We start from the raw sequence: 24998 nt of genomic DNA, 5'->3' as shown, positions 1-24998 counted from the left end.
TGGTGATGTTTACTCGTATTCGCATTTCGACCACGTTGTTTTTGATTTTGATAATTTGCGGCCTGTTACAGATTGGCAGCAACGGCCTCTCTTTTTGGGCCTTTCGCGACGGCCAACAAAACCTTGAGCAAATTGAACACAGCGGCCAGCAGCTCAGTTCGCTGATGGCGGCGCGTGCGGCACTATTACAGACCAGCCAGGTGTTGAATCGCACGGGCACGCTGACCGCGCTGGGCTATCCGCTTGATGAAATCAAAGCCGGAATGGTAGACGCGCGACAGGCACTCAAACTGGCTGACAGTGAATTTGCTGCCTTTAAATCGATTGAACAGCGATCCACCGAGTCGCGCCAGTTGGGCGAGCGGACGGAAGCCAGCTTTAGCGCCTGGCGCAACGGCCTTGAGCATCAGGCCACCTGGCTCGAAACCAATCAGCTTGCCGATTTCCTTGGCTCGCCGGTGCAAAAAATGCAGGCCAAATTTGATGCAGATTACCAGGGCTGGCAGCGCCACATCGACGCGTATATTGATGATGCGCGGGCGGAAAGTCAGCGTGATTATCAGCGTTCACAGCTGATGTTCCTCACCATGGTGGTGCTGGCAGTGCTGATTACCGTGGGTTCTCTACTGTGGTCGCGGCGAATGATTGTGTCGCCACTGAAGATAGTCAGCGACCATTTTGACAGCATCGCCAGAGGCGACCTTGCACGCCCGATTGCGGTGTACGGTAAAAACGAAATCAGCGCGATTTTCGCCGGGCTGAAGGCGATGCAGGATGCGTTGCGCAACACTGTCAGCCAGGTCCGTCAAAGTAGCTACGCCATGCATACGGGCATTTCCGAAATAGCCGCTGGCAATAACGATCTCTCATCGCGTACCGAACAGCAGGCGGCATCGCTGGCGGAAACGGCGGCCAGTATGGAGCAGCTTACCGCAACAGTCGGGCAGAACGCCGATAACGCGCGTCAGGCGTCCGAACTCGCCAGCAATGCGGCGCGCACGGCGCGGCAGGGGGGCGATCAGGCATCAAACGTGGCTCATACCATGCAAAGCATTGCCACCAGTTCGCAGAAAATCGGCGACATCATCAGCGTGATCGACGGTATTGCTTTCCAGACCAACATTCTGGCGCTAAACGCGGCGGTCGAAGCGGCACGCGCGGGTGAACAGGGGCGCGGGTTTGCGGTGGTGGCGGGTGAGGTGCGTAACCTGGCAAGCCGCAGCGCTCAGGCGGCAAAAGAGATCAAAGTATTGATTGAAGAGTCGGTTGCCCGCGTACAGGAAGGATCGGCACTGGTGGATACCGCCGCCAAAACGATGGGTGAAATTGTCCATTCGGTCACCCAGGTCAACGACATCATGGGCGAGATTGCCTCGGCGTCGGATGAACAGCGTCGCGGCATTGAGCAGGTAGCGCTTGCGGTCAGCCAGATGGATCAGGTGACGCAGCAGAACGCCGCGCTGGTGGAAGAGGGGGCCGCCGCAACGGAGCAATTGACCGGGCAGGCGGACACGCTCACTACCCTGGTCTCCGTATTTAAGATTGAAGAACTGACTTCTGTTTCTCCTGAGCGAGTTGTGCAGAACGCACAGCCTGCGGTTTCCTGAAAGTAATGAAAGAAGGCGCTATGACATCCATTTCCTCGTCGTTAACTACACCGATGACGCAGCGCCTCGAGCTGTCCGACGCGCAGTTCCGTCGGATAAGCCAATTGATCCACCAGCGCGCAGGCATTGTGCTGGCGGATCACAAGCGCGATATGGTCTACAACCGCCTGGTACGGCGCTTGCGCACGCTGGCGCTGGATGACTTTGGTCACTATTTATCGTTGCTGGAAGGGGATACCGAAAGCACCGAATGGCAGGCGTTTATTAACTCACTCACCACCAATCTCACGGCCTTCTTCCGTGAGGCGCACCATTTCCCGACGCTTGCCGAGCACGCTGCAAAACGGCGCGGCGAGTATCGTGTCTGGAGTGCTGCGGCCTCTACGGGCGAGGAACCCTATTCCATCGCCATGACGCTTGCCAAAACGCTGGGCAACGCGCCGGGGCGCTGGAAAGTGCACGCCAGCGATATTGATACGGAAGTGCTGAACAAAGCGCAGAACGGCATTTATCGCCAGGAAGAGCTGAAAACGCTGACCCATCAGCAGCTACAAAACTGGTTTATGCGCGGCACCGGCCCGCATACCGGGCTGGTGAAAGTACGCCCGGAACTGAGCAATTTTGTGGATTTCTCCAGCGTCAATTTGCTGGAAAGACACTACAACGTACCGGGGCCATTCGATGCGATTTTTTGTCGTAACGTGATGATCTATTTTGATAAAGCGACCCAGCAGGCGATTCTCCGCCGCTTTATTCCGCTGCTTAAACCCGGCGGATTACTGTTTGCCGGGCATTCGGAGAACTTTAGCCACCTCGTGCATGAATTCAGCCTGCGGGGGCAAACGGTTTACGCGCTGGGTAAGGAAAACGGATGAGTAAAATCAGGGTGCTGTCGGTGGATGATTCTGCGCTGATGCGGCAAATCATGGCCGAAATTATCAACAGCCACAGCGATATGGAAATGGTTGCCACTGCGCCAGATCCGCTGGTGGCGCGCGATCTGATCAAAAAATTTAACCCCGATGTCCTGACGCTGGATGTTGAGATGCCGCGCATGGATGGCCTCGACTTTCTTGAGAAGCTGATGCGCCTGCGCCCGATGCCGGTGGTGATGGTTTCTTCGCTGACGGGAAAAGGTTCAGAAGTGACGCTGCGCGCGCTGGAGCTGGGGGCGGTGGATTTTGTCACCAAGCCACAACTGGGTATCCGCGAAGGGATGCTGGCCTACAGCGAAATGATTGCCGACAAAGTGCGCGCGGCGGCGCGGGCGCAAATTTCCGCGCATAAAACGGTCGTCGCACCGGCCACCTTAAAAAGCGGGCCATTGCTGAGCTCGGAAAAGCTGATTGCCATTGGCGCATCGACCGGCGGAACAGAGGCGATTCGCCATGTGTTGCAGCCGCTGCCGGTGACCAGTCCGGCGTTGTTGATCACCCAACATATGCCGCCAGGGTTTACGCGATCGTTTGCCGATCGGCTCAATAAGCTGTGCCAGATTGGCGTGAAAGAAGCGGAAGACGGTGAACGCGTCTTGCCGGGACATGCTTATATCGCGCCGGGCGATCGTCATCTTGAGCTGGCACGCAGCGGGGCAAACTATCAAATCAAAATTCATGACGGGCCGGCGGTAAACCGCCATCGCCCGTCGGTGGATGTGCTGTTTCATTCCGTTGCTCAGCACGCAGGGCGCAATGCCGTTGGTGTGATCCTCACCGGGATGGGCAACGACGGTGCGGCAGGAATGCGGGCGATGCGCCAGGCGGGTGCCTGGACCATCGCCCAGAACGAAGCCAGTTGTGTGGTGTTCGGCATGCCGCGCGAAGCCATCAATATGGGTGGCGTCAGCGAAGTGGTCGACCTCAGTCAGATAAGCCAGCAAATGCTGGCGAAAATCAGTGCCGGACAGGCAATACGTATATAACAGGAGAGAAGTGAATGGCGGATAAAGAGCTTAAGTTTTTGGTTGTGGATGACTTTTCCACCATGCGCCGCATTGTGCGTAACCTGCTTAAAGAGCTGGGGTTTAATAATGTCGAAGAAGCGGAAGACGGTGTTGATGCGCTGAATAAATTGCAGGCGGGCGGCTTTGGCTTTGTGATTTCTGACTGGAACATGCCGAACATGGACGGGCTGGATCTGCTGAAAACCATTCGCGGCGATGGCGCAATGGCTGCGCTGCCGGTGCTGATGGTAACCGCAGAGGCCAAAAAAGAGAACATTATTGCCGCCGCACAGGCCGGTGCCAGCGGCTATGTGGTGAAGCCGTTTACCGCGGCGACGCTGGAAGAGAAGCTGAATAAGATTTTCGAGAAGCTGGGCATGTGAGGAGATGACCATGATACACCCCCCCATTAAGCCCGATGATGAACATTCTGCTGCGGATATCATTGCGCGTATCGGCAGCCTGACCCGCATGCTGCGCGACAGCCTGCGTGAACTGGGGCTTGACCAGGCGATTGCTGAAGCGGCGGAAGCGATTCCTGATGCCCGCGATCGTCTGGACTATGTGGTGCAGATGACCGCGCAGGCCGCTGAACGCGCGCTGAACAGCGTCGAGGCGTCACAGCCGCACCAGGACGCGCTTGAGAAAAATGCGAATGCGCTGAGTACACGCTGGGATGCGTGGTTTGAAAATCCGATCGCGCTGACGGATGCGCGTGAGCTGGTCACCGACACACGCCAGTATCTGCGCGACGTGCCGGACCACACCCGTTTTACCAATGCCCAGCTACTGGAAATTATGATGGCGCAGGATTTCCAGGATCTCACCGGACAGGTTATCAAGCGGATGATGGATGTTATCCAGGAGATTGAGCGCCAGCTGTTAATGGTGCTGCTGGAGAATATGCCTGAGCCTGCTTCACGCACTCAGCGTGAAAACGAAAGCCTGCTCAATGGCCCACAGGTGGACACCTCGAAAGCGGGTGTGGTCGCAAGCCAGGATCAGGTTGACGATTTGCTGGACAGTTTGGGCTTCTGATTGATGCCGGGGGCGCTTCGCTTGCCCGGCCTACTTTCAGGTATGTCGGATAACGCGAAGCTGCCATTCATAATCATTACGTCTCCTCTTTCCCCGAAATGACGCCGAGGTCACAGCGGCTTACGTCTGAGTGTCACTCCCCTATATAGACTTGTCATAATTAATGCGGTTAAATAGTCTTCAGCGCAAGGGACGATAATATTAATAGCATGCAACCTTATTCTTTATTAAGGCCGATGCGTGTCTTTAATAAAACGGGAGGGGCTATGCGAATTTTACGGGACAGTGAATTCTTTCTCTCTGAACAACATACGTTCTGCCTTTTTTCAATGAATCATCAATTGATGGAAGGCGTACACGGACATGATTTTGACGAAATTGTTATTGTCCGTAACGGTAGTGGGTTTCATATCATTAATGATGAAGTGCGCTTTATATGTGAAGGCGATTTCTTCCTCGTGACCACCAATGATACGCACAGTTATGTTTCTACGAATAATCTTTCCGTTATTAATATCTTAGTTCGTCGGGTGCGTAATTTTCATTTTTTGCAACAGATGGACGTATTGCTGGGAATGATGAAAGACCAACTGTTGCGACAAAATGAAATGACCCTAACCTCTGCGGCACTGGAGAACATTGGGGGCTGGAGCCAGGAGATAATCTCCCGCAACGACAGCGATTATGATGTCCTCTATTTTTCGATCATTGAAGCGGCCTTCTTTAATATCCTCAATGCGCTCTGCCACTGCGGCCATCAACCGCGCGCGCTAAGCGTCGAGGCGCGAGGGCGGGCAAACCTGATACGCACCCTCAAAACCAGCAGTCTGCGCCATCTGGACTGGAACGCGATAAGCGATGATAACGGAATCGCCCGCCGTACAATGTTTCGCTTTATTAAACGTGTTACCGGTTATACGCCAGTCAGATTTCAGATGTTATATCGATTATTGAAAGCACAAGAGATGCTACGCACCACGGATAAAACCGTCAGTGAGATTGCCGTGCGCTGCGGTTTTATGAATGGTATTCGCTTAACGGAATCTTATAAACGTTATTTTAAATATTCACCCAGCCACGAGCGAGAACTGCATTCGCGTATATTAACGGCTATTTAATTTCAGGCTAATAACAAATAAGAACTTTATTATAACTCCCCGGTCGAGAGGCGTTGGTGTGTCTCCTGGCTCGCTCTGAATTAAGGACTCGTTATGTCAAAAAATAAAGCACCCAACCCCTGGTATGTTGGGGTGGTGTCAGGAATGGCATCATATATAGACTCTGCGGCAATTGTATCAAACGGCACCGCACTGGTTATTTATCAAAAAACGATAGGTATAACTGCGCTGGAAATCGGCATTCTGTCGGGGTTATTAACACTCAGTATTGCCGCCGGGGCATTTTGCGGAGGCCGACTGGGCGACCGAATCGGCCGACGTAATGTTTTTATTATCACAATGGCGATGATTTTAATCGGCACGCTGGCAATGGCCTTTGGTCTGAGCTTCCCATTCCTGGTTATCGGCACGCTGTTTGTCGGGCTGGCGACCGGGGCCGATTTACCGGTTTCCCTGGCGACCATTTCCGAAGCGGCGGATGACAATAATCGTGGCAAAATCATTGGCTTGTCTAACCTGCTGTGGTTAGTGGGGATAGGCGCGACGATGGGGATTTCCGCCATCGTGGGCGACTGGGGCAAAGTCGGCGCACAGATTATGTATATGCACGTCGGCCTGGTGGCGTTGGTGCTGCTGGTGCTGCGCTGGTCAATCCCGGAGTCGCCCTTGTGGCTGGTGGCGCGCGATGAACTGCGTCGCGGCGTGGCTACCGTTCGCGCACAGAAAAATGGCTGGCGCGATCTGCTGGATAAAAAATACTTCTGGCCGTTCCTCTCCCTGTGCGCGTTCTACACCTTTACCAATCTGGCGGCCAATACCGGTGGGCAGTTTGGGACCTATGTTGCCGTGAACGTGGTGGGCATTTCGGTCAGTACTAACTCGCTGTGGGGGCTGCTGATTCTGCCTGTGAGCGTGGCATCGGGCCTGATGTTTATGCGTATCGTCGATACCACAAAACGTATTCCGTTCTTTATCTTCGGCGCAGTGATGATGTCGGTGGGCTACTTCACGCCGGTGCTGCTGAATTTCTCGCCGCTCTCCTGGTTCTGCTGCCTGCTGTTTACCAACATCGGTACCGGTTTTGCCTTCGAAGGGATCATGAAAGTGTGGGCGCAGGAGTCATTTCCTACCATGCTGCGCGCCACGGCGCAGGGCGTCATCGTGGGCGTCGCGCGTCTGACCTGCGGCCTGCTGGCGTTTGTCACGCCGGTTCTGCTGACTGCCGGTCCCATCGTTCTCTACTGTCTGTTAACCGCAATCGTGGTGGCCGGGATGGTTATCGGCTGGCTGTGTTTCCACGGTAAGCAGCGTAATGAATTTAATGACGAAGGCGAGATTGTCTCATCGCACACACCAGCGTCGCACGATGCTCTGAACGTTCACAGTTAATCATTGAGGGAATAACAATGTTAGCGGTAGAAAGAATCACTTTAGATTATGAATCAACCCTGTCTGGCGTTGAGACTCTGCCGGTGCTGGGATGGATTATCGCCAGCGACCAGCGCAACGTTGAGCAAACCGCATGGCAGGTACAGATAGCGCAGGGCGAAGATTTCACGTCGCTATGCTATGACAGCGGCGAGGTTCACAGCGCTGAATCAGCAAATATTACGCTGCCTGCTTTGACGTTAACGCCATCGGCGCACTATGTCGTGCGGGTCAGAATTTACGATAACTACGGCAATGCAAGCGGCTGGAGCCCGACCGCACGGTTTATCACGGGCTTACCGGCAGCGCAGTGGCAGGCTGCTTTTATTTCGGCGGAGACGCCCGCCGATAAAGAGAATTCCAAAGGTACGCTGCTGCGCCGGGAATTCACGCTACCGGAAGGCGAGATTGTGTCGGCAGTGGCGCACGCCAGCGCGCTGGGGCTGTATCAGTTGTACCTCAACGGGCAGCGCGTCGGCCAGGATGAGCTAACGCCTGGCTGGACCAGCTATCATCATCATCTGCGCTATCAAACCTATGATGTCACTGCACTACTGCAACCGGGGGGAAATGCGCTGGGAGCTATGGTTGGCGCAGGATGGTACAAAGGCGACATGAGCTTTAACCGTTATCGCAACTATTATGGCGAGCAAACGGCGTTTATCGGCCAGTTAGTGGTGCGCTATCGCGATGGCCGGGAAGTGATTATTGCCACGGATAATCAGTGGCTGGCATCCGATGCACCGATTTTGTTCTCAGAACTTTATGATGGTGAAATCTACGACGCGCGGCTGGAGCAGGCTGGCTGGAGTCAACCGGGATTCAGTTCGCCACTGTGGCGCGACGTGACGCTCCCCGAGGCGGATAAATCGGTACTGACGCCGCAAACGTCCTGCGCGGTGCAGGCCATTGAACGCCTGAGCCCGAGAGAGATAATTACTACCCCGCAGGGCGATACGGTGCTTGATTTCGGCCAGAACCTCAGCGGTTGGGTCGATTTTAGCGTGCGCGGCGAGCGCGGGCAGAAAGTGGTGCTGCGCCATTTTGAGGTGCTGGACGCCGAGGGTAACGTGTATCTCGACAACCTGCGCACCGCTAAACAGTGCGTAGAGTACACCCTGCGTGGTGGCGAAGAAGAACACTATCATCCGCACTTTACCTTTCAGGGCTTTCGCTATGTTCGCATCGACGCGTGGCCGGGAACGCCAGGATGTGACGACTTCCACGCGGTTGTTCTGCATTCCGCCATGCAGCCTACCGGCTCGCTGGAAACCTCGCGGGATGACCTAAACCAGTTGCACCACAATATTGTCTGGGGATTGAAAGGCAATTTTGTTGATGTGCCCACCGACTGCCCGCAGCGCGATGAACGGCTGGGCTGGACCGGAGACGCGCAAATTTTTTGCCGTACCGCCAGCTATCTGATGCAGACGCGCAATTTCTTCAGCAAGTGGCTGCTCGACCTGAAATATGACCAAACGGAAGAGGGCGGCGTGCCGCACGTGGTACCGGATATTCTGACCGGGAAGTGTGATAACGACCGTTTTCTGTCACACGGACGGACGCACTCCGCCGCGGCCTGGGCCGATGCGGCGGTGATCAACCCGTGGACGCTGTATCTGATGTATGGCGATAAAGCGATTCTGCGCCAGCAATATGGCAGCATGAAAGCGTGGGTTGATTTTATGCGTGCGCACGCGGTGGATCATCTGTGGAGCTATCGCCTGCAATTTGGCGACTGGGTGGCGCTGGATGCGAAAGAAGGTAGCTATTTTGGCGCAACGCCGAACGAGCTGACCTGCATGGCCTACTATGCGCTATCGACAAAACTGTTTGCCCGCGCGGCGCAAGCGTTGGGCAATGAGGCCGATTATGCTGAGTATTCGGCGCTGCATGAGGCGATCGTTGCGCGCTTCCAGCAGGAATTTTTCACCCCGACAGGGCGTCTGGCTGCTCGTACGCAAACGGCGCATATCCTCGCGCTTTATTTTGACCTTGTGCCCGCCGCGTTTCGCGAACGCACAGTTCAAACGCTGCTGCAATTGCTGGAAGAGAACGATGGGCATCTGGTGACCGGCTTTGTCGGCACGCCGTACTTCTGTCACGCGCTGAGCGAAAATGGCCAAACTCAGGCCGCCTGGCAACTGCTGCTGAAAGAGGACTTCCCTTCATGGCTCTACCAGGTACATGCAGGGGCGACCACCATCTGGGAACACTGGGATGGCATTAAACCCGATGGCACCATGTGGAGCCCGGCAATGAATTCCTTTAACCACTACGCCTACGGCGCAATTGGTGAATGGCTGTATCGCGCGGCGGCGGGGATCAACCCGGACGATAGCGAACCGGGCTTTAAGCACATTCATCTGCGCCCGCTGCCGGGCGGCGACCTTCGCTGGCTGAAGGCATCGTATCAGTCGAACTACGGGGAAATTGGCGTGCACTGGCAGCGCGACGGCGACAAAATGCTGACGCTCTCGGTGGTCATTCCACCGAACACCCGCGCGGATGTGGTGCTGGATGGCGCGCAGCGTGTGTTGCAGGATGATGGCGTTTCTTTCGCGGCCTGCACTGAAGGAATGCGTGCGGCGCTGGGCTCGGGTCGTTATACCTTTACCTACCTGCTCGCGTAACGTCTGCGCTGTAAACGGGGGAGCTTCCCCCGTTTTACGCCGCTTTTCCTCCGATTGTTCTTTTCCCCTCGCGTAATAATGACCGTGGATGAGTCTGCGAGAGCCACCGCGTGTCAGAAGAAAACGACGACAAAACAGAAGACCCCACACCCCAACGGTTAGAGAAAGCCCGTGAAGAGGGGCAAATTCCGCGTTCCCGCGAATTAACCTCGTTGTTGATCCTGCTGGTGGGCGTCTGCGTCATCTGGCTTGGCGGGGAATCCCTCGCCCGGCGTTTAGCCAGCTTACTCTCCTCCGGGCTGCGATTTGATCACTCGATTATCAACGATCCCAATCTCATTCTGGGGCAGATAATCCTGCTGCTGAAAGAGGCGATGCTGGCGCTGATGCCGCTGATTGTTGGCGTGGTGGTGGTGGCGCTGGTGGCGCCGGTGATGCTCGGCGGGCTGGTGTTCAGCACCAAATCGCTGGCGTTCAAACTCGACAAGCTTAACCCGCTGCCGGGCATTAAGCGCATGTTCTCGGCGCAAACGGCGGCGGAATTGATGAAAGCGGTGATGAAATCGCTGCTGATGGGCAGCATGGCCGGGTTGTTCTTGTGGCTGCACTGGCCGGACATGATGCGGCTTATCAGTGAATCCCCGCTGGTGGCGATGGGCAACGCGCTGAATATGGTCGGTTTTTGCGCCCTGCTGGTGGTGCTGGCGATTATCCCGATGGTGGGGTTTGACGTCTTCTGGCAGATCTACAGCCACCTGAAAAAGCTGCGCATGTCGCGCCAGGACATTCGTGATGAATTCAAGCAGAGCGAAGGCGACCCGCACGTGAAAGGGCGCATTCGTCAGATGCAGCGCGCGGCGGCGCGTCGACGCATGATGGCAGATGTCCCGAAGGCGGATGTGATCGTCAATAACCCGACCCACTATTCGGTGGCGTTGCAGTACGACGAAAACAAAATGAGCGCCCCGCGCGTGGTGGCAAAAGGCGCCGGGCTGGTGGCGCTGCGTATTCGTGAACTGGGCGAAGAAAACCGCGTGCCGATGCTGGAAGCCCCACCGCTGGCGCGTGCGCTGTATCGTCACGCGGAAGTGGGGCAGCAAATTCCCGGCCAGCTGTATGCCGCCGTGGCGGAAGTGCTTGCCTGGGTATGGCAGCTAAAACGCTGGCGTCTGGCGGGCGGAACGCCGCCGAAAAAACCTGATAACCTGCCGGTGCCCGAGGCGCTGGATTTTTTGAATGAGAAGGACTCTGATGGCTAATCTGGCTGCAATGCTGCGTCTGCCCGACAATTTTAAATCGACCCAGTGGCAGGTTCTCGCCGGGCCGGTGTTGATCCTGCTGATTTTGTCGATGATGGTGCTGCCGCTGCCCGCATTCGTTCTCGACCTGCTGTTTACCTTCAACATCGCCCTGTCGATTATGGTGCTGCTGGTGGCAATGTTCACCCAGCGAACGCTGGAGTTTGCCGCATTCCCCACCATTCTGCTGTTCACAACGCTGCTGCGTCTGGCGCTCAACGTGGCATCCACGCGTATCATCCTGATGGAAGGGCATACCGGCGGCGCGGCGGGGGGGAAAGTCGTGGAAGCCTTCGGCCACTTCCTCGTCGGCGGTAACTTTGCTATCGGTATCGTGGTGTTCATCATCCTGGTGATTATCAACTTTATGGTGATCACCAAAGGCGCCGGGCGTATTGCCGAAGTAGGCGCGCGCTTTGTGCTGGACGGCATGCCCGGCAAACAGATGGCGATTGACGCGGATCTCAACGCCGGGATCATCGGCGAAGAAGAGGCTAAAAAGCGTCGTACCGAAGTGACGCAGGAGGCCGATTTTTACGGCTCGATGGACGGCGCGAGTAAGTTTGTGCGCGGCGATGCCATCGCCGGGATCCTGATTATGGTGATAAACATCATCGGTGGCCTGCTGGTCGGGGTATTACAGCACGGGCTGCCGATGGGCAAAGCGGCGGAATCCTACACCCTGCTAACTATCGGTGACGGCCTGGTGGCGCAGATCCCGGCGCTGGTTATCTCTACCGCTGCGGGGGTGATTGTGACCCGCGTCAGCACCGAGCAGGATGTGGGTCAGCAGATGGTCGGCCAGCTGTTCAGCAACCCGCGCGTGATGATGCTGAGTGCCGCTGTGCTGGGCCTGCTTGGTCTGGTGCCCGGCATGCCCAACTTTGTTTTCCTGCTGTTTACTGCTGCGCTGCTCGGGCTTGCCTGGTGGCTGCGCGGGCGCGAAATGAAAGCCCCGGAACCAGCGCAGCCGAGCAAACCCGTGGAGAACACCCAGGCGGTCGAGGCCACCTGGAATGACGTACAACTGGAAGACACGCTGGGGATGGAGGTCGGCTATCGCCTGATCCCGATGGTGGATTTCCAGCAGGACGGCGAATTGCTGGGGCGTATTCGCAGCATTCGTAAAAAATTCGCCCAGGAAATGGGCTTCCTGCCGCCGGTGGTGCACATCCGCGACAATATGGATCTGCCGCCTGCGCGCTATCGCATTTTGCTCAAAGGCGTAGAGATTGGTAGCGGTGAAGCCTATCCGGGGCGCTGGCTGGCGATTAACCCCGGCACGGCGGCAGGTACGCTACCTGGCGAAGTGACGGTCGATCCGGCGTTTGGGCTGGCGGCGATTTGGATTGAGAATGCCCTAAAAGAGCAGGCGCAAATTCAGGGCTTTACGGTGGTGGAGGCCAGTACCGTCGTCGCCACACATCTTAACCATTTGATAAGCCAGCACTCGGCAGAGCTGTTTGGGCGTCAGGAAGCGCAGCAACTGCTGGATCGCGTCACCCAGGAGATGCCAAAACTGACGGAGGATCTGGTGCCGGGCGTGGTCACGCTCACTACTCTGCATAAAGTGCTGCAAAATCTGCTCGATGAGAAAGTGCCGATTCGCGATATGCGTACCATTCTGGAGACGCTGGCGGAACACGCGCCGGTGCAACACGATCCGAATGAACTGACGGCGGTGGTGCGCGTGGCGCTGGGTCGGGCGATCACGCAGCGCTGGTTCCCTGGCAGCGATGAAGTGCAGGTGATTGGCCTGGATGCGCCGCTGGAACGTCTGTTGTTGCAGGCCTTGCAGAGCGGCGGTGGCCTGGAGCCGGGGCTGGCGGACAGATTACTGGCGCAAACCCAGGAGGCGCTGGCGCGTCAGGAGATGCTCGGCGCGCCGCCGGTGCTGCTGGTGAATCATGCACTGCGTCCGCTGTTGTCGCGCTTCTTACGCCGCAGCCTGCCGCAACTGGTGGTGCTCTCCAGCCTGGAACTTTCGGACAACCGTAACATCCGCATGACCGCGACGATTGGCGGTAAATGATGATTAAGTCTCTGCTGTTATTGTGTTTGCCCCTCACCGTTCATGCGGCGGGAGAGGGGGCCTGGCAGGCCAGCCGCGCGGGAATGACGCTGAATTATCGCGGTGAGGCGGCATCTTCTTTACCGCTGAGCGCGACTCAGTCGGTCGCAGGTAAAATGACGCTGGTGGCGTGGCGCTACGAGCTTATCGGCCCGACGCCAGCCGGGTTACAAACACGCTTATGCTCCTCTACGCGCTGTGTCGAGCTGGACGGTCAGAGCGGCACGACACACGCGTTCAGTAACGTGACTGCAATGGAATCACTGCGTTTTATCTGGCAAGTTCCGGGGGGAGGCAGGCTGGTTCCGGCGTTGAAGATCCGTCGTTATGAGGTGATTGCGAATTACCGCTAGTTGTTCTTTCTTTCGCCGTATGCCGCGCTAATCTGTAGCGTGCCTCGCATTTCTGGTCCCTTCTTTTGATTGAAAAGAAACGTTGTTTTATAAATCAGTGAAGCACGTGCCACCACTCTTTGCATTTTTGCCAGTGAATGGATTCCGCTGGCAATAATGGAAAGGTATCAAGCTTTGCATGATTTTACTGTAGCCGTGTCAGTCCTCTCTTGTCTTCTGAGAGGGGCCTTAAAAAACACAGGATCCACGGCGATGAAAACACGAAAAATAGGTTTGGCTAATTACCTTGCTTACGGGTCAGGGGATTTTCTCGGCGCAGGCACTACTGCGTTAACCGCAGCCTGGCTGCTCTACTTCTACACTACCTTCTGCGGCTTAACGCCGATTGAAGCCACGTTCATTTTTGCGACGGCACGCGTGCTTGATGCCGTTGTCAGCCCGCTGATGGGCTTCTTAACCGATAACTTTGGCTCGACCTGGCTTGGTAAACGCTTTGGCCGCCGTAAGTTCTTTATTATGCTCGGTATTCCCTGCGTCTTCAGCTACTCCTTCATGTGGGTCGGAGACATGGGATTCTGGTATTACCTGCTGACGTATCTGATCTTCGATATCGTCTACACCATGATTCTGGTGCCGTATGAAACACTGGTGCCGGAAATGACCGACGACTTCAAACAGAAAACCAAGTTCTCCGGCGCGCGCATTTCTATGGCGCAGATGTCGGCGATTCTGGCCTCTTTCCTGCCAGGTATTCTGTTGACCACCTTCGGTAAAGACAACGCCATCTCCTTCTTCTACGCAAGCCTGGTCTTCTCGGTGCTGTGCGCGATGATGCTGACCTTTGTCTGGTTCTACACCTGGGAGCGCCCGCGTGAAGAGTGGACGGAAGCGGCGCTGCGTGCGGAAGAAGAGAAAAAGCACTTGACATTTGCGCAGAGCATGAGTCGTTTGATTACCGAGCTGACCTCCACGCTGCGGATTAAAATTTTCCGCCAGCACCTGGGAATGTATCTCGGTGGCTATATTGCACAGGACGTCTTTAACGCGGTGTTCACCTACTATGTGGTCTTCGTGCTGATGCAGGAAGCCTCTATGGCCTCTAATCTGCTGGGTACCATGGCTATCTTCCAGTTCATTGCGGTTATCGCGATGATCCCGCTGTGCATCCGCTTCGGGCCCGCGCCATCTTACCGCATGGTGGTGGTGCTGTTTGGTCTCGGTTCACTCTCCTACGCGATGCTTTACTACGCAGGCATGAGCGACGTTTATTCCCTGTTGTTGCTGATTTCAGCCATTGCCGGTCTGGGTCGCGGTGGTATCAACTATGTGCCGTGGAACACCTATACCTACATTTCTGACGTCGATGAAGTGATTACCGGCCAGCGCCGTGAAGGTATCTTTGCGGGCATCATGACCCTGACGCGTAAAGCGTCTCAGGCGGGTGCGGTGATGATGGTGGGTATCATCATGCAGATGTCGGGTTTTGTCTCTGGCCAGAAAGTTCAGCCGCCGGAAGTGAGCCACACCATCCTGATGATCTTAAGCTTCGGCACCATTCTGGTACTGGCCTGCGGCTTCCTGGTCTCCCTGCGTTTCAAACTGAATCTGAAAACGCACAGTGTCCTGCGTGAAGAGACCGCGAAGATGCGTGAGTCGGGCCGCGCGATGCCGGAAAGCATCACCCCGGATGCCCGCGCCACGGTCGAAATGCTGGCAGGGATGCCATATGAATCCCTGTGGGGCAACAACAATATTGGTTATCTGAATCGTAACAAACCTGCTGCGCCATCGCTTAAGCAGGGTGTCACATTGAATTCGACTTATCACAGAGGTTAATGGATATGAAAGTTTGGCCGGTAAAACACAGCGCGTTATTACGTCAACCGGAGCGTTTTATCTCCCGGGAAGAGCTGAAGGGTTTGATCCAGACGGTGACCAACAATCTGGTCAACATTAAGGATGAAACCGGTCAGTTCCTGCTGCGCCTCGACGATGGCCGCGTGATTGATACCAAAGGCTGGGCCGGTTGGGAGTGGACGCACGGTGTCGGCTTGTACGGTATTCACCAGTACTTCCAGCAGACCGGCGATGTGGCGATGCGCGACATCATCGACAACTGGTTCGCCGATCGCTTTGCTGAAGGGGCAACCACCAAAAACGTCAACACCATGGCGCCGTTCCTGACGCTGGCGTACCGCTACGAAGAGACGGGTAACGCCGCGTATCTGCCGTGGCTCGATAGCTGGGCTGAGTGGGCGATGAACGAAATGCCGCGCACCAATCACGGCGGCATGCAGCACATCACGCTGGCGGAGGAAAACCATCAGCAGATGTGGGATGACACGCTGATGATGACCGTACTGCCGCTGGCGAAAATTGGTAAATTGCTCAATCGCCCGGAATATGTTGAAGAGGCGGTATATCAGTTCCTGCTGCACGTACAGAACCTGATGGACCGGGAGACCGGTCTCTGGTTTCACGGCTGGACCTACGATGGTCAGCATAACTTCGCCAACGCCCGCTGGGCGCGCGGCAATAGCTGGCTGACGATTGTGATCCCTGACTTCCTGGAACTGGTGGATCTGCCGGAAAGCAACGCCGTGCGTCGTTATCTGGTACAGGTACTGAACGCGCAGATTGCCGCGCTGGCGAAATGCCAGGATGAAAGCGGCCTGTGGCACACGTTGCTCGACGATCCGAACTCTTACCTTGAAGCCTCTGCAACAGCGGGATTTGCCTACGGGATCCTCAAAGCCGTGCGTAAGCGCTACGTCGGGGCGGAGTATGCGGAAGTGGCGGAAAAGGCGATTAAAGGGATTGTGAAACACATCTCGCCGGAAGGGGAACTGCTGCAAACCTCATTTGGCACCGGGATGGGCTCGAATCTCGATTTTTATCGCGAGATCCCGCTGACCTCTATGCCTTACGGCCAGGCGATGGCGATTTTGTGTCTGACGGAGTATTTGCGTAAGTATTTTTGATGGTGCAACGTGCCGGATGCGCTTCGCTTATCCGGCCTACAGAATACGCACCATAGCTGCAATTAAAAAACCCGGCATCAGCCGGGTTTCTTTATTACATCCGCTCTACCGTCTCAATACCCAAGGTATCCAGACCGGTTTTCAGCGTTTTCGCCGTCAGCAGCGCCAGTTTCAGACGGCTGTTACGAATAGATTCGCTTTCTGCGCTCAGGATCGGGCAGTGCTCGTAGAAGCCTGAGAACAGACCGGCCAGATCGTACAGGTAGGCACACATCACGTGCGGCGTGCCTTCGCGAGCGACCACGTTCAGGGTTTCTTCGAATTGCAGCAGGCGCGCAGCCAGCTGGGCTTCACGATCTTCTTTAATCTCAACCGTTGCGTTCAGCAGTTCGCTCTCTTCGATACCTGCTTTGCGGAACACGGAAAGCACACGGGTGTAGGCATACTGCATATACGGTGCAGTGTTACCTTCAAACGCCAGCATGTTGTCCCAGTCGAAGATATAATCGGTGGTACGGTTTTTAGAAAGATCCGCATATTTCACCGCGCCGATACCGACCGCATTAGCCAGTTTTTCCAGCTCTTCAGCTGGCATATCCGGGTTCTTCTCGGCGACCAGGCGACGGGCGCGTTCCAGCGCTTCGTCCAGCAGATCAGCAAGCTTCACAGTACCGCCTGCACGGGTTTTGAACGGCTTGCCGTCTTTGCCCAGCATCATACCGAACATGTGGTGTTCCAGCGGTACGGATTCCGGCACGTAACCGGCTTTGCGCACGATGGTCCACGCCTGCATCAGGTGCTGATGCTGACGGGAGTCGATGTAGTACAGCACGCGGTCAGCATGCAGGGTTTCATAACGGTATTTCGCGCAGGCGATATCGGTGGTGGTGTAGAGGTAGCCGCCATCCTTTTTCTGGATGATGACGCCCATAGGCTCACCTTCTTTGTTCTTGAACTCGTCAAGGAACACCACGGTTGCGCCTTCGCTCTCTACAGCCATGCCTTTCGCTTTGAGATCGGCAACAACGCCCGGCAGCATCGGGTTGTAAAGGCTCTCACCCATTACGTCGTCGCGCGTCAGGGTGACGTTCAGACGGTTATAGGTGATCTGGTTCTGGGTCATGGTGATATCGACCAGCTTGCGCCACATCTCGCGGAAATATTCATCGCCGCCCTGCAGTTTCACCACGTAGCTACGCGCGCGCTCGGCAAACGCTTCGTCTTCATCGTAGTGTTTTTTGGCGTCGCGATAGAAACCTTCGAGGTCAGCCAGTTCCATTTCACCGGCGTTTTCCTGCTGCTGTTTTTCCAGCCACGCGATCAGCATGCCGAACTGGGTACCCCAGTCGCCGACGTGGTTTGCGCGGATCACTTTATGGCCCAGCAGTTCCAGGGTTCGCACGGAGGCATCGCCAATGATGGTGGAGCGCAGGTGACCCACGTGCATCTCTTTTGCGACGTTAGGTGCAGAGTAGTCCACCACGATGGTTTGCGGTGCAGGCTGGGTAATCCCCAGACGATCGGAGGCCAGCGCGTTATTGACGTGCTCAGCCAGGAATGCCGGGTCGAGGAAGATATTGATAAACCCCGGGCCTGCGATTTCAACTTTGCAGGCGACACCGGTAAGGTCGAGGTGAGACAGGACCTGCTCTGCCAGTTGTCGCGGCGCCATGCCCAGTTTTTTCGCAACCGCCATCACGCCATTAGCCTGATAGTCGCCGAACTGTACTTTTGCTGACTGACGAACCTGCGGTTCGCAATCGGCAGGCGCGCCTGCCGCAATCAGGGCCTGGCTAACCTTTTCTGAGAGAAGAGCCTGAATATTCACCGAAATACCTTACATTGAAAGACGTGGCATCGCGTTAAGAGCCGCGTCGGGTGTGGATAAATTAAGGCGGGAGTATACTGCATTTGCCTGATGGCGTCAGCATCAGGGACGCGTTACAAACCGCCAGATGCGCCTGCACGATTAATGAATAACCACTCATGTCGCCGACGGTCTTGGTTCACTGCGAACAACAGGGTAGATTAGCGCCTTTATTACAAACGGGAGTGGGAAAATGGCTAACTGGCAGACAATTGAAGAACTGAAGGATATTTCTGCGGATCTCCCGCGTTTCGTTCAGGCGTTAACAGAACTGTCCACTCGTCTGGGTTTAAACATTGCCCCGCTCGATGCCGACCATATATCGCTACGCTGTCATCAAAATGCCACCGCTGAGCGCTGGCGTCGCGGGCTGGAGCAGTGCGGTGAACTACTTTCAGAGAATATCATCAATGGCCGCCCCATCTGCCTGTTTAAACTGCGGGAGCCGGTCTGCGTGGCGCACTGGCAGTTCAGCGTAGTCGAGCTTCCCTGGCCGGGCGAAAAGCGCTATCCCCACGAAGGTTGGGAGCATATTGAAATCGTGCTGCCTGGGGAGCCGGAGACCTTAAATGCCCGCGCGCTGGCATTATTGAGTGATGATGGGCTAAGCCAGCCGGGGATTTTTGTCAAAACCAGTTCGCCGAAAGGGGAGAAGGAGCGTCTGCCCAATCCGACCCTGGCCGTTACCGACGGTAAAGTGACTATCAAATTTCACCCCTGGACGATTGAAGCGATCGTTGCCAGCGAACAGGCAGTGTAACAATGTGAAGTGACGCGGGGTCTGCGGCCGCGAACCGTGGCATGATCCGCCCAGTTTTGAGTTATGGAGAAGCGAATGACAGTGCTGGAGATATGCTGTTACAGCATGGAATGCGCGCTGAGCGCAGAAAAAAACGGTGCCGATCGCATCGAATTATGTGCCGCGCCGCTGGAGGGCGGGCTGACGCCTTCTTATGGTGTGTTGAAATCTACGCGAGAGCAGGTGTCGATTCCGGTACATCCAATTATTCGCCCGCGCGGCGGTGATTTTTGCTACACCGACGGTGAGTTTCAGGCGATGCTTGAAGATGTGCACACCGTCCGCGAACTGGGTTTTCCCGGCCTGGTAATCGGCATGCTGGATGAAGCTGGCAACGTCGATAACGCGCGGATGCAGCAAATTATGGCGGCGGCGGGCCCGCTGGCGGTGACTTTTCATCGTGCTTTTGATATGTGTGCGGATCCGCAGCAAGCCTTTGATACGCTGGCAAAACTGGGCGTGGCAAGGGTGCTGACATCCGGGCAAAAAGCGTCAGCGGAAAAAGGTCTTTCATTAATTCGGGAACTTATTGCCCGTGCCGATGCTCCAATCATTATGGCGGGGGCAGGAGTCAGGGCCAGCAACCTTGAACTGTTTCTTGAGGCAGGTGTGAAGGAAGTTCACAGCTCTGCCGGGCAGTGGATCCCGTCGGCAATGCGTTACCGTAATCCGGGGCTCTCCATGTCAACAGACCCGGACGCGGATGAATACTCGCGCTATGCCGTCGACGCAACCGCCGTTGCGCAAATGAAGGCGATTATCGCGCGCCGCGCCGAATAACCGATTTTTACCGCGCATCATGTCGCCCAATGTGATGTTTGCTTGTACCAGGCCCCTGCCAATTCAACAGGGGCCTTTTTTTATCTCCCGGGCGGTGTAACGCTGCACTATTCGACAGTGTACATAAATGGATAAATGAACTATCATTGTTCATGTATGTAATATGCATTAAAGCCACGCAGGCGAGGGGGGAACGATGGCAATCGTCAACAAGCAGCATGAAAATAATGCGATAGATACCAGTAAGGCGCTGCCCGTTGTCTTCCGTATTCTCGATAAATGGCAATGCACCACAGATGAACAGTTAAAACTGTTGGGTGTGAGTTCGCGTTCAACATTGAACAAGTATAAAGAGGTGAGTGGCGGTATCCGTCTAAGTGCGGATACGCTCGAGCGGATGAGCTACATCCTTAACATTCATAAATGCCTGCGCGTGTTGTTCACCGCCGATGACAGCATTTATGGCTGGGTGCGCAAACCGAATAATCATCCTTTCTTCGCCGGGCGCTCGGCAATGGACGTGATGAGCGGCGGTCGGGTTGCCGACCTTTACGAGGTTGCCACACGTCTTCAGGCGTGGAGAGGAGGCATGGCTTGATTAATGACGCGCCCATCCTCGCCGCCTTTAAAGGCGCAACGGCTTATCGCATTATCCCCAGCCGCTATCCCACTATCGATTTATTTGAAGATGTCGCCAGTAGCGATGAATTAGAAGCCGTGTGGGCAGTCGAAGCCATCACCAATGAGCGGTTACAGGAGCAAGTGGGTTCGTTATCCAGAGTGCCAAAAGAAGACTGGCTTGTCGGGCTTAATGGCTGTAGCTACGTGATGGCGGCTTTTACGCATGTGAACCCGGAGGGCGCACGTTTCACGACGGGCGATTTTGGCGGTTATTACTGTGCGCCGCAGCTTGATACGGCGGTGAAAGAGACGGTGTACCATCAGGAGCGTATTTTTGGTTACACCAACGAACCGGCACAGAAAGTTCAGATGCGAGTTCTCTATACGGAGTTTGATGCCACGCTGGTGGATATCACGCAGGAACCTTACCTCTCTTCTTCGATTTATCATGCTACTGACTACAGCCAGTCGAAGGCGTTTGCGCAGCAGCAAAAGGCACAACATGTTGACGGCATTCACTATTGTTCCGTTCGCCACGCCGGACATACCTGTTATGTGCTGTATCGGCCTTGTCTGGTGACGAAGATCCTTCAGGCGGAGCATCTGGAGTATCACTGGAACGGCATATCGATTTCCAACATTCTCAGCATCCGGTTGTACGGGGATTAGTGGTGGGAGCAATTGTCGGATGCGGCTTCGCCTTATCCGACCTACGGTGCTTTGTAGGCCTGATAAGCGAAGCGCATCAGGCGTTGCGAAGGAGTTAAGGTTTTTTCGCAATCAACACTGCGCGCAGCGGAGCCGGGTAACCTTCAATCGTTTTTGTCGGGTCGTTCGGGTCAAGGAAGTCGGCCAGTGACTCGGTGACCATCCATTCGGTGCGACGCTGCTCGTCGGTGGACGTCACAGACATATCCACAATACGCACATCAACAAAGCCGCACTTTTCCAGCCAGTTTTTCAATGCCGGGGCGGAAGGGATAAAGTAAACATTACGCATTTGCGCGTAGCGATCGCCCGGCACCAGCACCGTATTTTCGTCACCTTCAACCACCAACGTTTCCAGCACCAGCTCGCCTTCGCTCACCAGTTGATCTTTCAACTGCCAGAGGTGTTCCAGCGGCGAACGGCGATGATACAGCACGCCCATTGAGAACACGGTATCAAAGGCTTTCAGCGCTGGAAGCTGTTCAATGCCGAGCGGCAGCAGGTGTGCGCGCTGGTCATTCCCCAGCAATTTACGCACCGCTTCAAACTGGCACAGGAACAACTGCGTGGGGTCGATACCCACCGCCAGATGCGCGCCCGCGCCAATCATGCGCCACATGTGATAACCGCTACCGCAGCCGACATCCAGAATAGTGCGCCCGGTCAGGTCGGACAGGTGCGGCAGCACGCGTTCCCATTTCCAGTCGGAGCGCCATTCGGTATCAATATTCACGCCATAAAGGGAGTAGGGGCCTTTGCGCCATGGCATCAGATTGCGCATCAACGTATCAATGCGTTTAATTTGTCCTTCGCTGAGCGGCGTTTCACTCTCGGCGGTCACGCTGTGCAGCAGGTCCAGTTTCCACGGGGTGATTTCCGGCAGGAACTCAACGGCGTTGGACCACTGCTTAAACAACCCGTGCTGATCGCGCTGCCAGGTGGCGATTTGCGCGGGCAGGGTTTCCAGCCAATGAGAGAGGTGATTTTTTGCAATCAGCTGGTAAAAATTGCCGAACTCGATCATGCCGCCGCTCCTGCTTTCAGTGCCACCAGTGAACCGAAGTTGAAGCACTGGAACCACAGTTCGCTATGCTCAAACCCGGCCTGGCTCAGGCGCGCTTTATGGGTTTCGACAGAATCAGTGAGCATCACATTTTCCAGCATGCTGCGCTTCTGGCTGATCTCCAGTTCGCTATAACCGTTGGCCCGCTTGAAGTCGTGATGCATGTTAAACAGCAGTTCGCCGACGGTGGCGTCTTCAAAGCTGAATTTTTCTGACAACACCAGCGCGCCACCGGGATTTAACCCTTTATAGATTTTATTTAGCAGCGCCTGACGTTCAGCGGGCTCAAGAAATTGCAGGGTAAAGTTGAGGACTACCATCGAGGCGTTCTCAATCTCGATATCGCGGATATCACCCTCAATCACCTCAACCGGCGTTGGCGCTTTATAGGCGTCAATATGGCGACGGCAGCGTTCCACCATCGCCGGGGAGTTATCCACCGCGATAATTTTGCTGCTCTCATGGGCGATATTACGGCGAATGGAGAGCGTTGCCGCACCCAGCGAACAGCCGAGATCGTAGACATGGGTGGCAGGCTGGACAAAACGTTCCGCCAGCATACCGATCATCGAGATGATATTGGAGTAGCCGGGGACGGAACGTTGGATCATATCCGGGAAGACTTCGGCTACCCGTTCATCAAAGGTCCAGTCGCCGAGACGGGCAATTGGCGCAGAAAAAAGCGTGTCGCGGTGAGACATAACGTAAAATCCGAAAAAACGAAAACGGCGTATTGTGCGCTAACGGAGTGAGAAAACCAACTCCCACGGCAGATACCACAGATTTGCCAGCACCATGAGCAGAAGCGAAATGTAGGTCGCGCTCATGCCTGAGCGACGCCAGCGGAAAAGGCGATGATGAAAACCATAATAATGCATTAAACGGCCTGCCAGCAGCAAAATGCCGCACAGGTGAACCATCCAGGTTTCCGCACCGTTCATTTCCATAAACAGCAATAAAATGACGCCGATGGGAATATATTCCACCGCATTGCCGTGAATACGAATCGCGCTTTGCAGTTCGCTAAAACCGCCGTCACCGTAGGCGACGCGATATTGCATGCGCAGGCGAACGACGTCGAAGGAAAACTTGATCAACAACAGTGCGGCCAGTACGGCATAAAGCGCACTTACCATACAAACTCCCTTTCTCGCTGGCAGATGGCATTCACTATGATAGGTAGGAATATCAAAAAAGAGAAGATTGTTGTGGGATCGCGGGCGCAGAACCTACTTCCGGCAGTGCGATTTGCAGGTTATGCCAGAGGGCGTTAACCAGCTCCAGTGCCTGTGCAATATCCGGCGTATGTAAAAACAGATACGGTGTGGTGGTGGTGGTCCACTCGGGGAGTTTCTTCAGCCAGGCGGCAAAAAATGCCTGATTCTGCGCCATATCATCACTACCGATAAACCGGACCATCGGATTTTTGGCGGTAACAATGGCGTGAACCGGCACTTTTGGCTTCTTTCGCTGGGCGTCAACGATAGCCTCGCTGTGCGGCACGGCGGCATGCACCGGGCGACTGTCGAGGATCGTGCGATTGACGCCGCGTTCTATCAACCCGCGATTCAGCTGCTGCTCGGCTTCACCTTTATCGAAAAACTGCGGATGGCGCACTTCTATGCCATAGGTGAAATTTTTCGGCAGGCCGTCGAGGAAAGCCCACAAAACGGGAAGATCCTGTGGGCCGAAGGTGGCGGGCAACTGGAGCCAGTATTGTCCAATCCTGTCTTCCAGCGGCGACATCCGCTGAAAAAATTCCGTGGTCAGGTCATCGCAGTGGCGAAGTTTTGCTTCGTGGGAAATGGTCGCCGGGAATTTAAAACAGAAGCGAAAATCATCGCCGGTCTGCTCGCGCCAGCGGGTGACGATTTCCGCTTTCGGCAGAGCATAGAGCGTGGTATTCCCCTCTACACAGTTAAAGTAGCGGGCGTAATCCTCCAGCCCGCTAATGCCCTGGCGCGCCCATTTGGGATGTGACCACTGCGGCAGACCGATGTAAATCATAGCGCCTGAGCTATCTCCTCACTGCTGCGTACGCGGGCGATGCGCGGGAAAATATGCGTCATGCTGCCCTGGTGTTGCTCGGTACTGGCGGCGCTGCACGCGTCTTCAGCAATGATCAGATTAAAGCCCAGTTCCCAGGCGTTGCGCGCGGTGGATTCCACGCCAATGTTGGTGGAAATACCGCACAGGATAATGGTGTCGATGCCGCGACGACGCAGCTGTAACTCCAGGTCGGTGCCGTAAAATGCGCCCCACTGGCGTTTAGTGACTTCAATATCGTGCTCTTGTTTGCCGAGCGCCTGCGGATAGGTCCACCAGTTGTCCGGCAACGCGTGTGCGCCAGCCTGCGCATCAACCGGCTGTTTCAGCGCTTCGGCGAAATCCGCAGACCAACCCACGCGCACCATCACCACCGGAGCACCCACTGCACGACATTTGTCTGCAAGGTGGGCAGCGCGGGTGACCACATCACTCGCCGTATGCGGGCCACCGGCGAAGGGCAGAATGCCTTCCTGCAGGTCAATAATCACCAGTGCGGTCTTTTTCGCATCAATATTCAACATCACGTTTCTCATCTAAACAGGCAAACAGAGCAATACCTTACGACGTCTGAAGGGTTATCAGCGGGATCTATTTTGTTAATTTTTGTGAGTCTGCGCAATAAGCGTTCAGCTAATGCGCGGA

At 55.4% G+C, this 24998-nt stretch carries 23 protein-coding genes; 17 read left to right on the top strand and 6 right to left on the bottom strand.

Features of this window, described 5'->3' with window-relative positions; all coding sequences use genetic code 11:
• Positions 1 to 5: 5 nt before the first annotated feature.
• The 13 genes from AC1MKH_RS15015 (at position 6) to bglB (ending at position 16469) form a co-directional block, all read left to right on the top strand.
• The gene (locus AC1MKH_RS15015) at positions 6 to 1607 is read left to right on the top strand and encodes a methyl-accepting chemotaxis protein (RefSeq protein WP_276219876.1); all 1602 of its coding nucleotides are present in this window, start codon (positions 6 to 8) and stop codon (positions 1605 to 1607) included.
• A gap of 20 nt (positions 1608 to 1627) precedes the next feature.
• A complete protein-coding gene (gene cheR / locus AC1MKH_RS15010) occupies positions 1628 to 2482 on the top strand; it encodes a protein-glutamate O-methyltransferase CheR (protein ID WP_327621907.1) in 855 nt (284 codons plus the stop codon).
• Complete coding sequence (locus tag AC1MKH_RS15005; protein ID WP_276219878.1) at positions 2479 to 3528, top strand: protein-glutamate methylesterase/protein-glutamine glutaminase; 1050 nt, start codon at positions 2479 to 2481, stop codon at positions 3526 to 3528. The genes cheR and AC1MKH_RS15005 overlap by 4 nt, the downstream gene beginning before the upstream one ends.
• A gap of 14 nt (positions 3529 to 3542) precedes the next feature.
• Positions 3543 to 3932, top strand: a complete 390-nt coding sequence (gene cheY / locus AC1MKH_RS15000) for a chemotaxis response regulator CheY (RefSeq protein WP_015964001.1) — start codon at positions 3543 to 3545, stop codon at positions 3930 to 3932.
• Between the two features lie 10 nt (positions 3933 to 3942).
• Positions 3943 to 4587, top strand: a complete 645-nt coding sequence (cheZ, locus tag AC1MKH_RS14995; protein WP_276219879.1) for a protein phosphatase CheZ — start codon at positions 3943 to 3945, stop codon at positions 4585 to 4587.
• Between the two features lie 266 nt (positions 4588 to 4853).
• The gene (locus tag AC1MKH_RS14990; RefSeq protein ID WP_276219880.1) at positions 4854 to 5705 is read left to right on the top strand and encodes a helix-turn-helix domain-containing protein; all 852 of its coding nucleotides are present in this window, start codon (positions 4854 to 4856) and stop codon (positions 5703 to 5705) included.
• Positions 5706 to 5849: 144 nt separating this feature from the next.
• Positions 5850 to 7094, top strand: coding sequence for an MFS transporter (locus tag AC1MKH_RS14985; RefSeq protein ID WP_276219881.1), 1245 nt, complete (start codon positions 5850 to 5852; stop codon positions 7092 to 7094).
• Between the two features lie 17 nt (positions 7095 to 7111).
• Positions 7112 to 9766, top strand: coding sequence for a glycoside hydrolase family 78 protein (locus tag AC1MKH_RS14980; protein WP_276219882.1), 2655 nt, complete (start codon positions 7112 to 7114; stop codon positions 9764 to 9766).
• 110 nt (positions 9767 to 9876) lie between these two features.
• Positions 9877 to 11025 carry a flagellar biosynthesis protein FlhB gene (gene flhB, locus AC1MKH_RS14975; protein WP_015964003.1) on the top strand — a complete coding sequence of 383 codons (1149 nt, stop codon included), beginning with the start codon at positions 9877 to 9879 and terminating at the stop codon, positions 11023 to 11025.
• The gene (gene flhA / locus AC1MKH_RS14970; RefSeq protein ID WP_276219883.1) at positions 11018 to 13096 is read left to right on the top strand and encodes a flagellar biosynthesis protein FlhA; all 2079 of its coding nucleotides are present in this window, start codon (positions 11018 to 11020) and stop codon (positions 13094 to 13096) included. The genes flhB and flhA overlap by 8 nt, the downstream gene beginning before the upstream one ends.
• The gene (flhE, locus tag AC1MKH_RS14965) at positions 13096 to 13488 is read left to right on the top strand and encodes a flagellar protein FlhE (RefSeq protein ID WP_276220115.1); all 393 of its coding nucleotides are present in this window, start codon (positions 13096 to 13098) and stop codon (positions 13486 to 13488) included. Before flhA ends, flhE begins: the two co-directional genes overlap by 1 nt.
• Positions 13489 to 13740: 252 nt before the next feature.
• The gene (locus AC1MKH_RS14960; RefSeq protein WP_276219884.1) at positions 13741 to 15324 is read left to right on the top strand and encodes an MFS transporter; all 1584 of its coding nucleotides are present in this window, start codon (positions 13741 to 13743) and stop codon (positions 15322 to 15324) included.
• Positions 15325 to 15329: 5 nt separating this feature from the next.
• Complete coding sequence (gene bglB / locus AC1MKH_RS14955; protein WP_276220116.1) at positions 15330 to 16469, top strand: beta-galactosidase BglB; 1140 nt, start codon at positions 15330 to 15332, stop codon at positions 16467 to 16469.
• 94 nt (positions 16470 to 16563) lie between these two features.
• Here bglB and argS read toward each other — a convergent pair whose 3' ends face one another.
• Entirely contained in the window at positions 16564 to 18297 is a 1734-nt protein-coding gene (gene argS / locus AC1MKH_RS14950) for an arginine--tRNA ligase (protein ID WP_276219885.1), read from the bottom strand.
• A 232-nt stretch (positions 18298 to 18529) separates the two neighbouring features.
• Between argS and AC1MKH_RS14945 the strand changes: the two genes are divergently transcribed.
• The 4 genes from AC1MKH_RS14945 (at position 18530) to AC1MKH_RS14930 (ending at position 21205) form a co-directional block, all read left to right on the top strand.
• On the top strand, positions 18530 to 19096 hold the full coding sequence (locus tag AC1MKH_RS14945) for a VOC family protein (RefSeq protein ID WP_276219886.1): 567 nt from the start codon (positions 18530 to 18532) through the stop codon (positions 19094 to 19096).
• A gap of 75 nt (positions 19097 to 19171) precedes the next feature.
• Positions 19172 to 19915 (top strand): copper homeostasis protein CutC, encoded by a 744-nt coding sequence (gene cutC / locus AC1MKH_RS14940; protein ID WP_276219887.1) that lies wholly within the window; start codon positions 19172 to 19174, stop codon positions 19913 to 19915.
• A gap of 196 nt (positions 19916 to 20111) precedes the next feature.
• Positions 20112 to 20513 carry an MbcA/ParS/Xre antitoxin family protein gene (locus AC1MKH_RS14935; RefSeq protein WP_231826998.1) on the top strand — a complete coding sequence of 134 codons (402 nt, stop codon included), beginning with the start codon at positions 20112 to 20114 and terminating at the stop codon, positions 20511 to 20513.
• Complete coding sequence (locus tag AC1MKH_RS14930) at positions 20510 to 21205, top strand: RES family NAD+ phosphorylase (RefSeq protein WP_276219888.1); 696 nt, start codon at positions 20510 to 20512, stop codon at positions 21203 to 21205. The genes AC1MKH_RS14935 and AC1MKH_RS14930 overlap by 4 nt, the downstream gene beginning before the upstream one ends.
• Before the next feature lie 94 nt (positions 21206 to 21299).
• Here AC1MKH_RS14930 and cmoB read toward each other — a convergent pair whose 3' ends face one another.
• Genes cmoB through AC1MKH_RS14905 form a run of 5 tightly spaced genes read right to left on the bottom strand, consistent with a single transcriptional unit; the run spans position 21300 to position 24877 of the window.
• Positions 21300 to 22268 (bottom strand): tRNA 5-methoxyuridine(34)/uridine 5-oxyacetic acid(34) synthase CmoB, encoded by a 969-nt coding sequence (gene cmoB / locus AC1MKH_RS14925; RefSeq protein ID WP_276219889.1) that lies wholly within the window; start codon positions 22266 to 22268, stop codon positions 21300 to 21302.
• A complete protein-coding gene (gene cmoA, locus AC1MKH_RS14920; protein WP_253898542.1) occupies positions 22265 to 23008 on the bottom strand; it encodes a carboxy-S-adenosyl-L-methionine synthase CmoA in 744 nt (247 codons plus the stop codon). The genes cmoB and cmoA overlap by 4 nt, the downstream gene beginning before the upstream one ends.
• A gap of 39 nt (positions 23009 to 23047) precedes the next feature.
• The gene (locus tag AC1MKH_RS14915; protein WP_113857109.1) at positions 23048 to 23443 is read right to left on the bottom strand and encodes an MAPEG family protein; all 396 of its coding nucleotides are present in this window, start codon (positions 23441 to 23443) and stop codon (positions 23048 to 23050) included.
• Between the two features lie 52 nt (positions 23444 to 23495).
• Positions 23496 to 24314, bottom strand: coding sequence for a DUF72 domain-containing protein (locus AC1MKH_RS14910; RefSeq protein ID WP_276219890.1), 819 nt, complete (start codon positions 24312 to 24314; stop codon positions 23496 to 23498).
• Positions 24311 to 24877 (bottom strand): hydrolase, encoded by a 567-nt coding sequence (locus tag AC1MKH_RS14905; protein WP_276219891.1) that lies wholly within the window; start codon positions 24875 to 24877, stop codon positions 24311 to 24313. Before AC1MKH_RS14905 ends, AC1MKH_RS14910 begins: the two co-directional genes overlap by 4 nt.
• Between the last annotated feature and the right edge of the window lie 121 nt (positions 24878 to 24998).

This window comes from Pseudocitrobacter sp. CD920760, assembly GCF_057782505.1.
The sequence above is the reverse complement of the archived record's forward strand: the minus strand, read 5'-3'. Positions and strand labels throughout refer to the sequence as shown.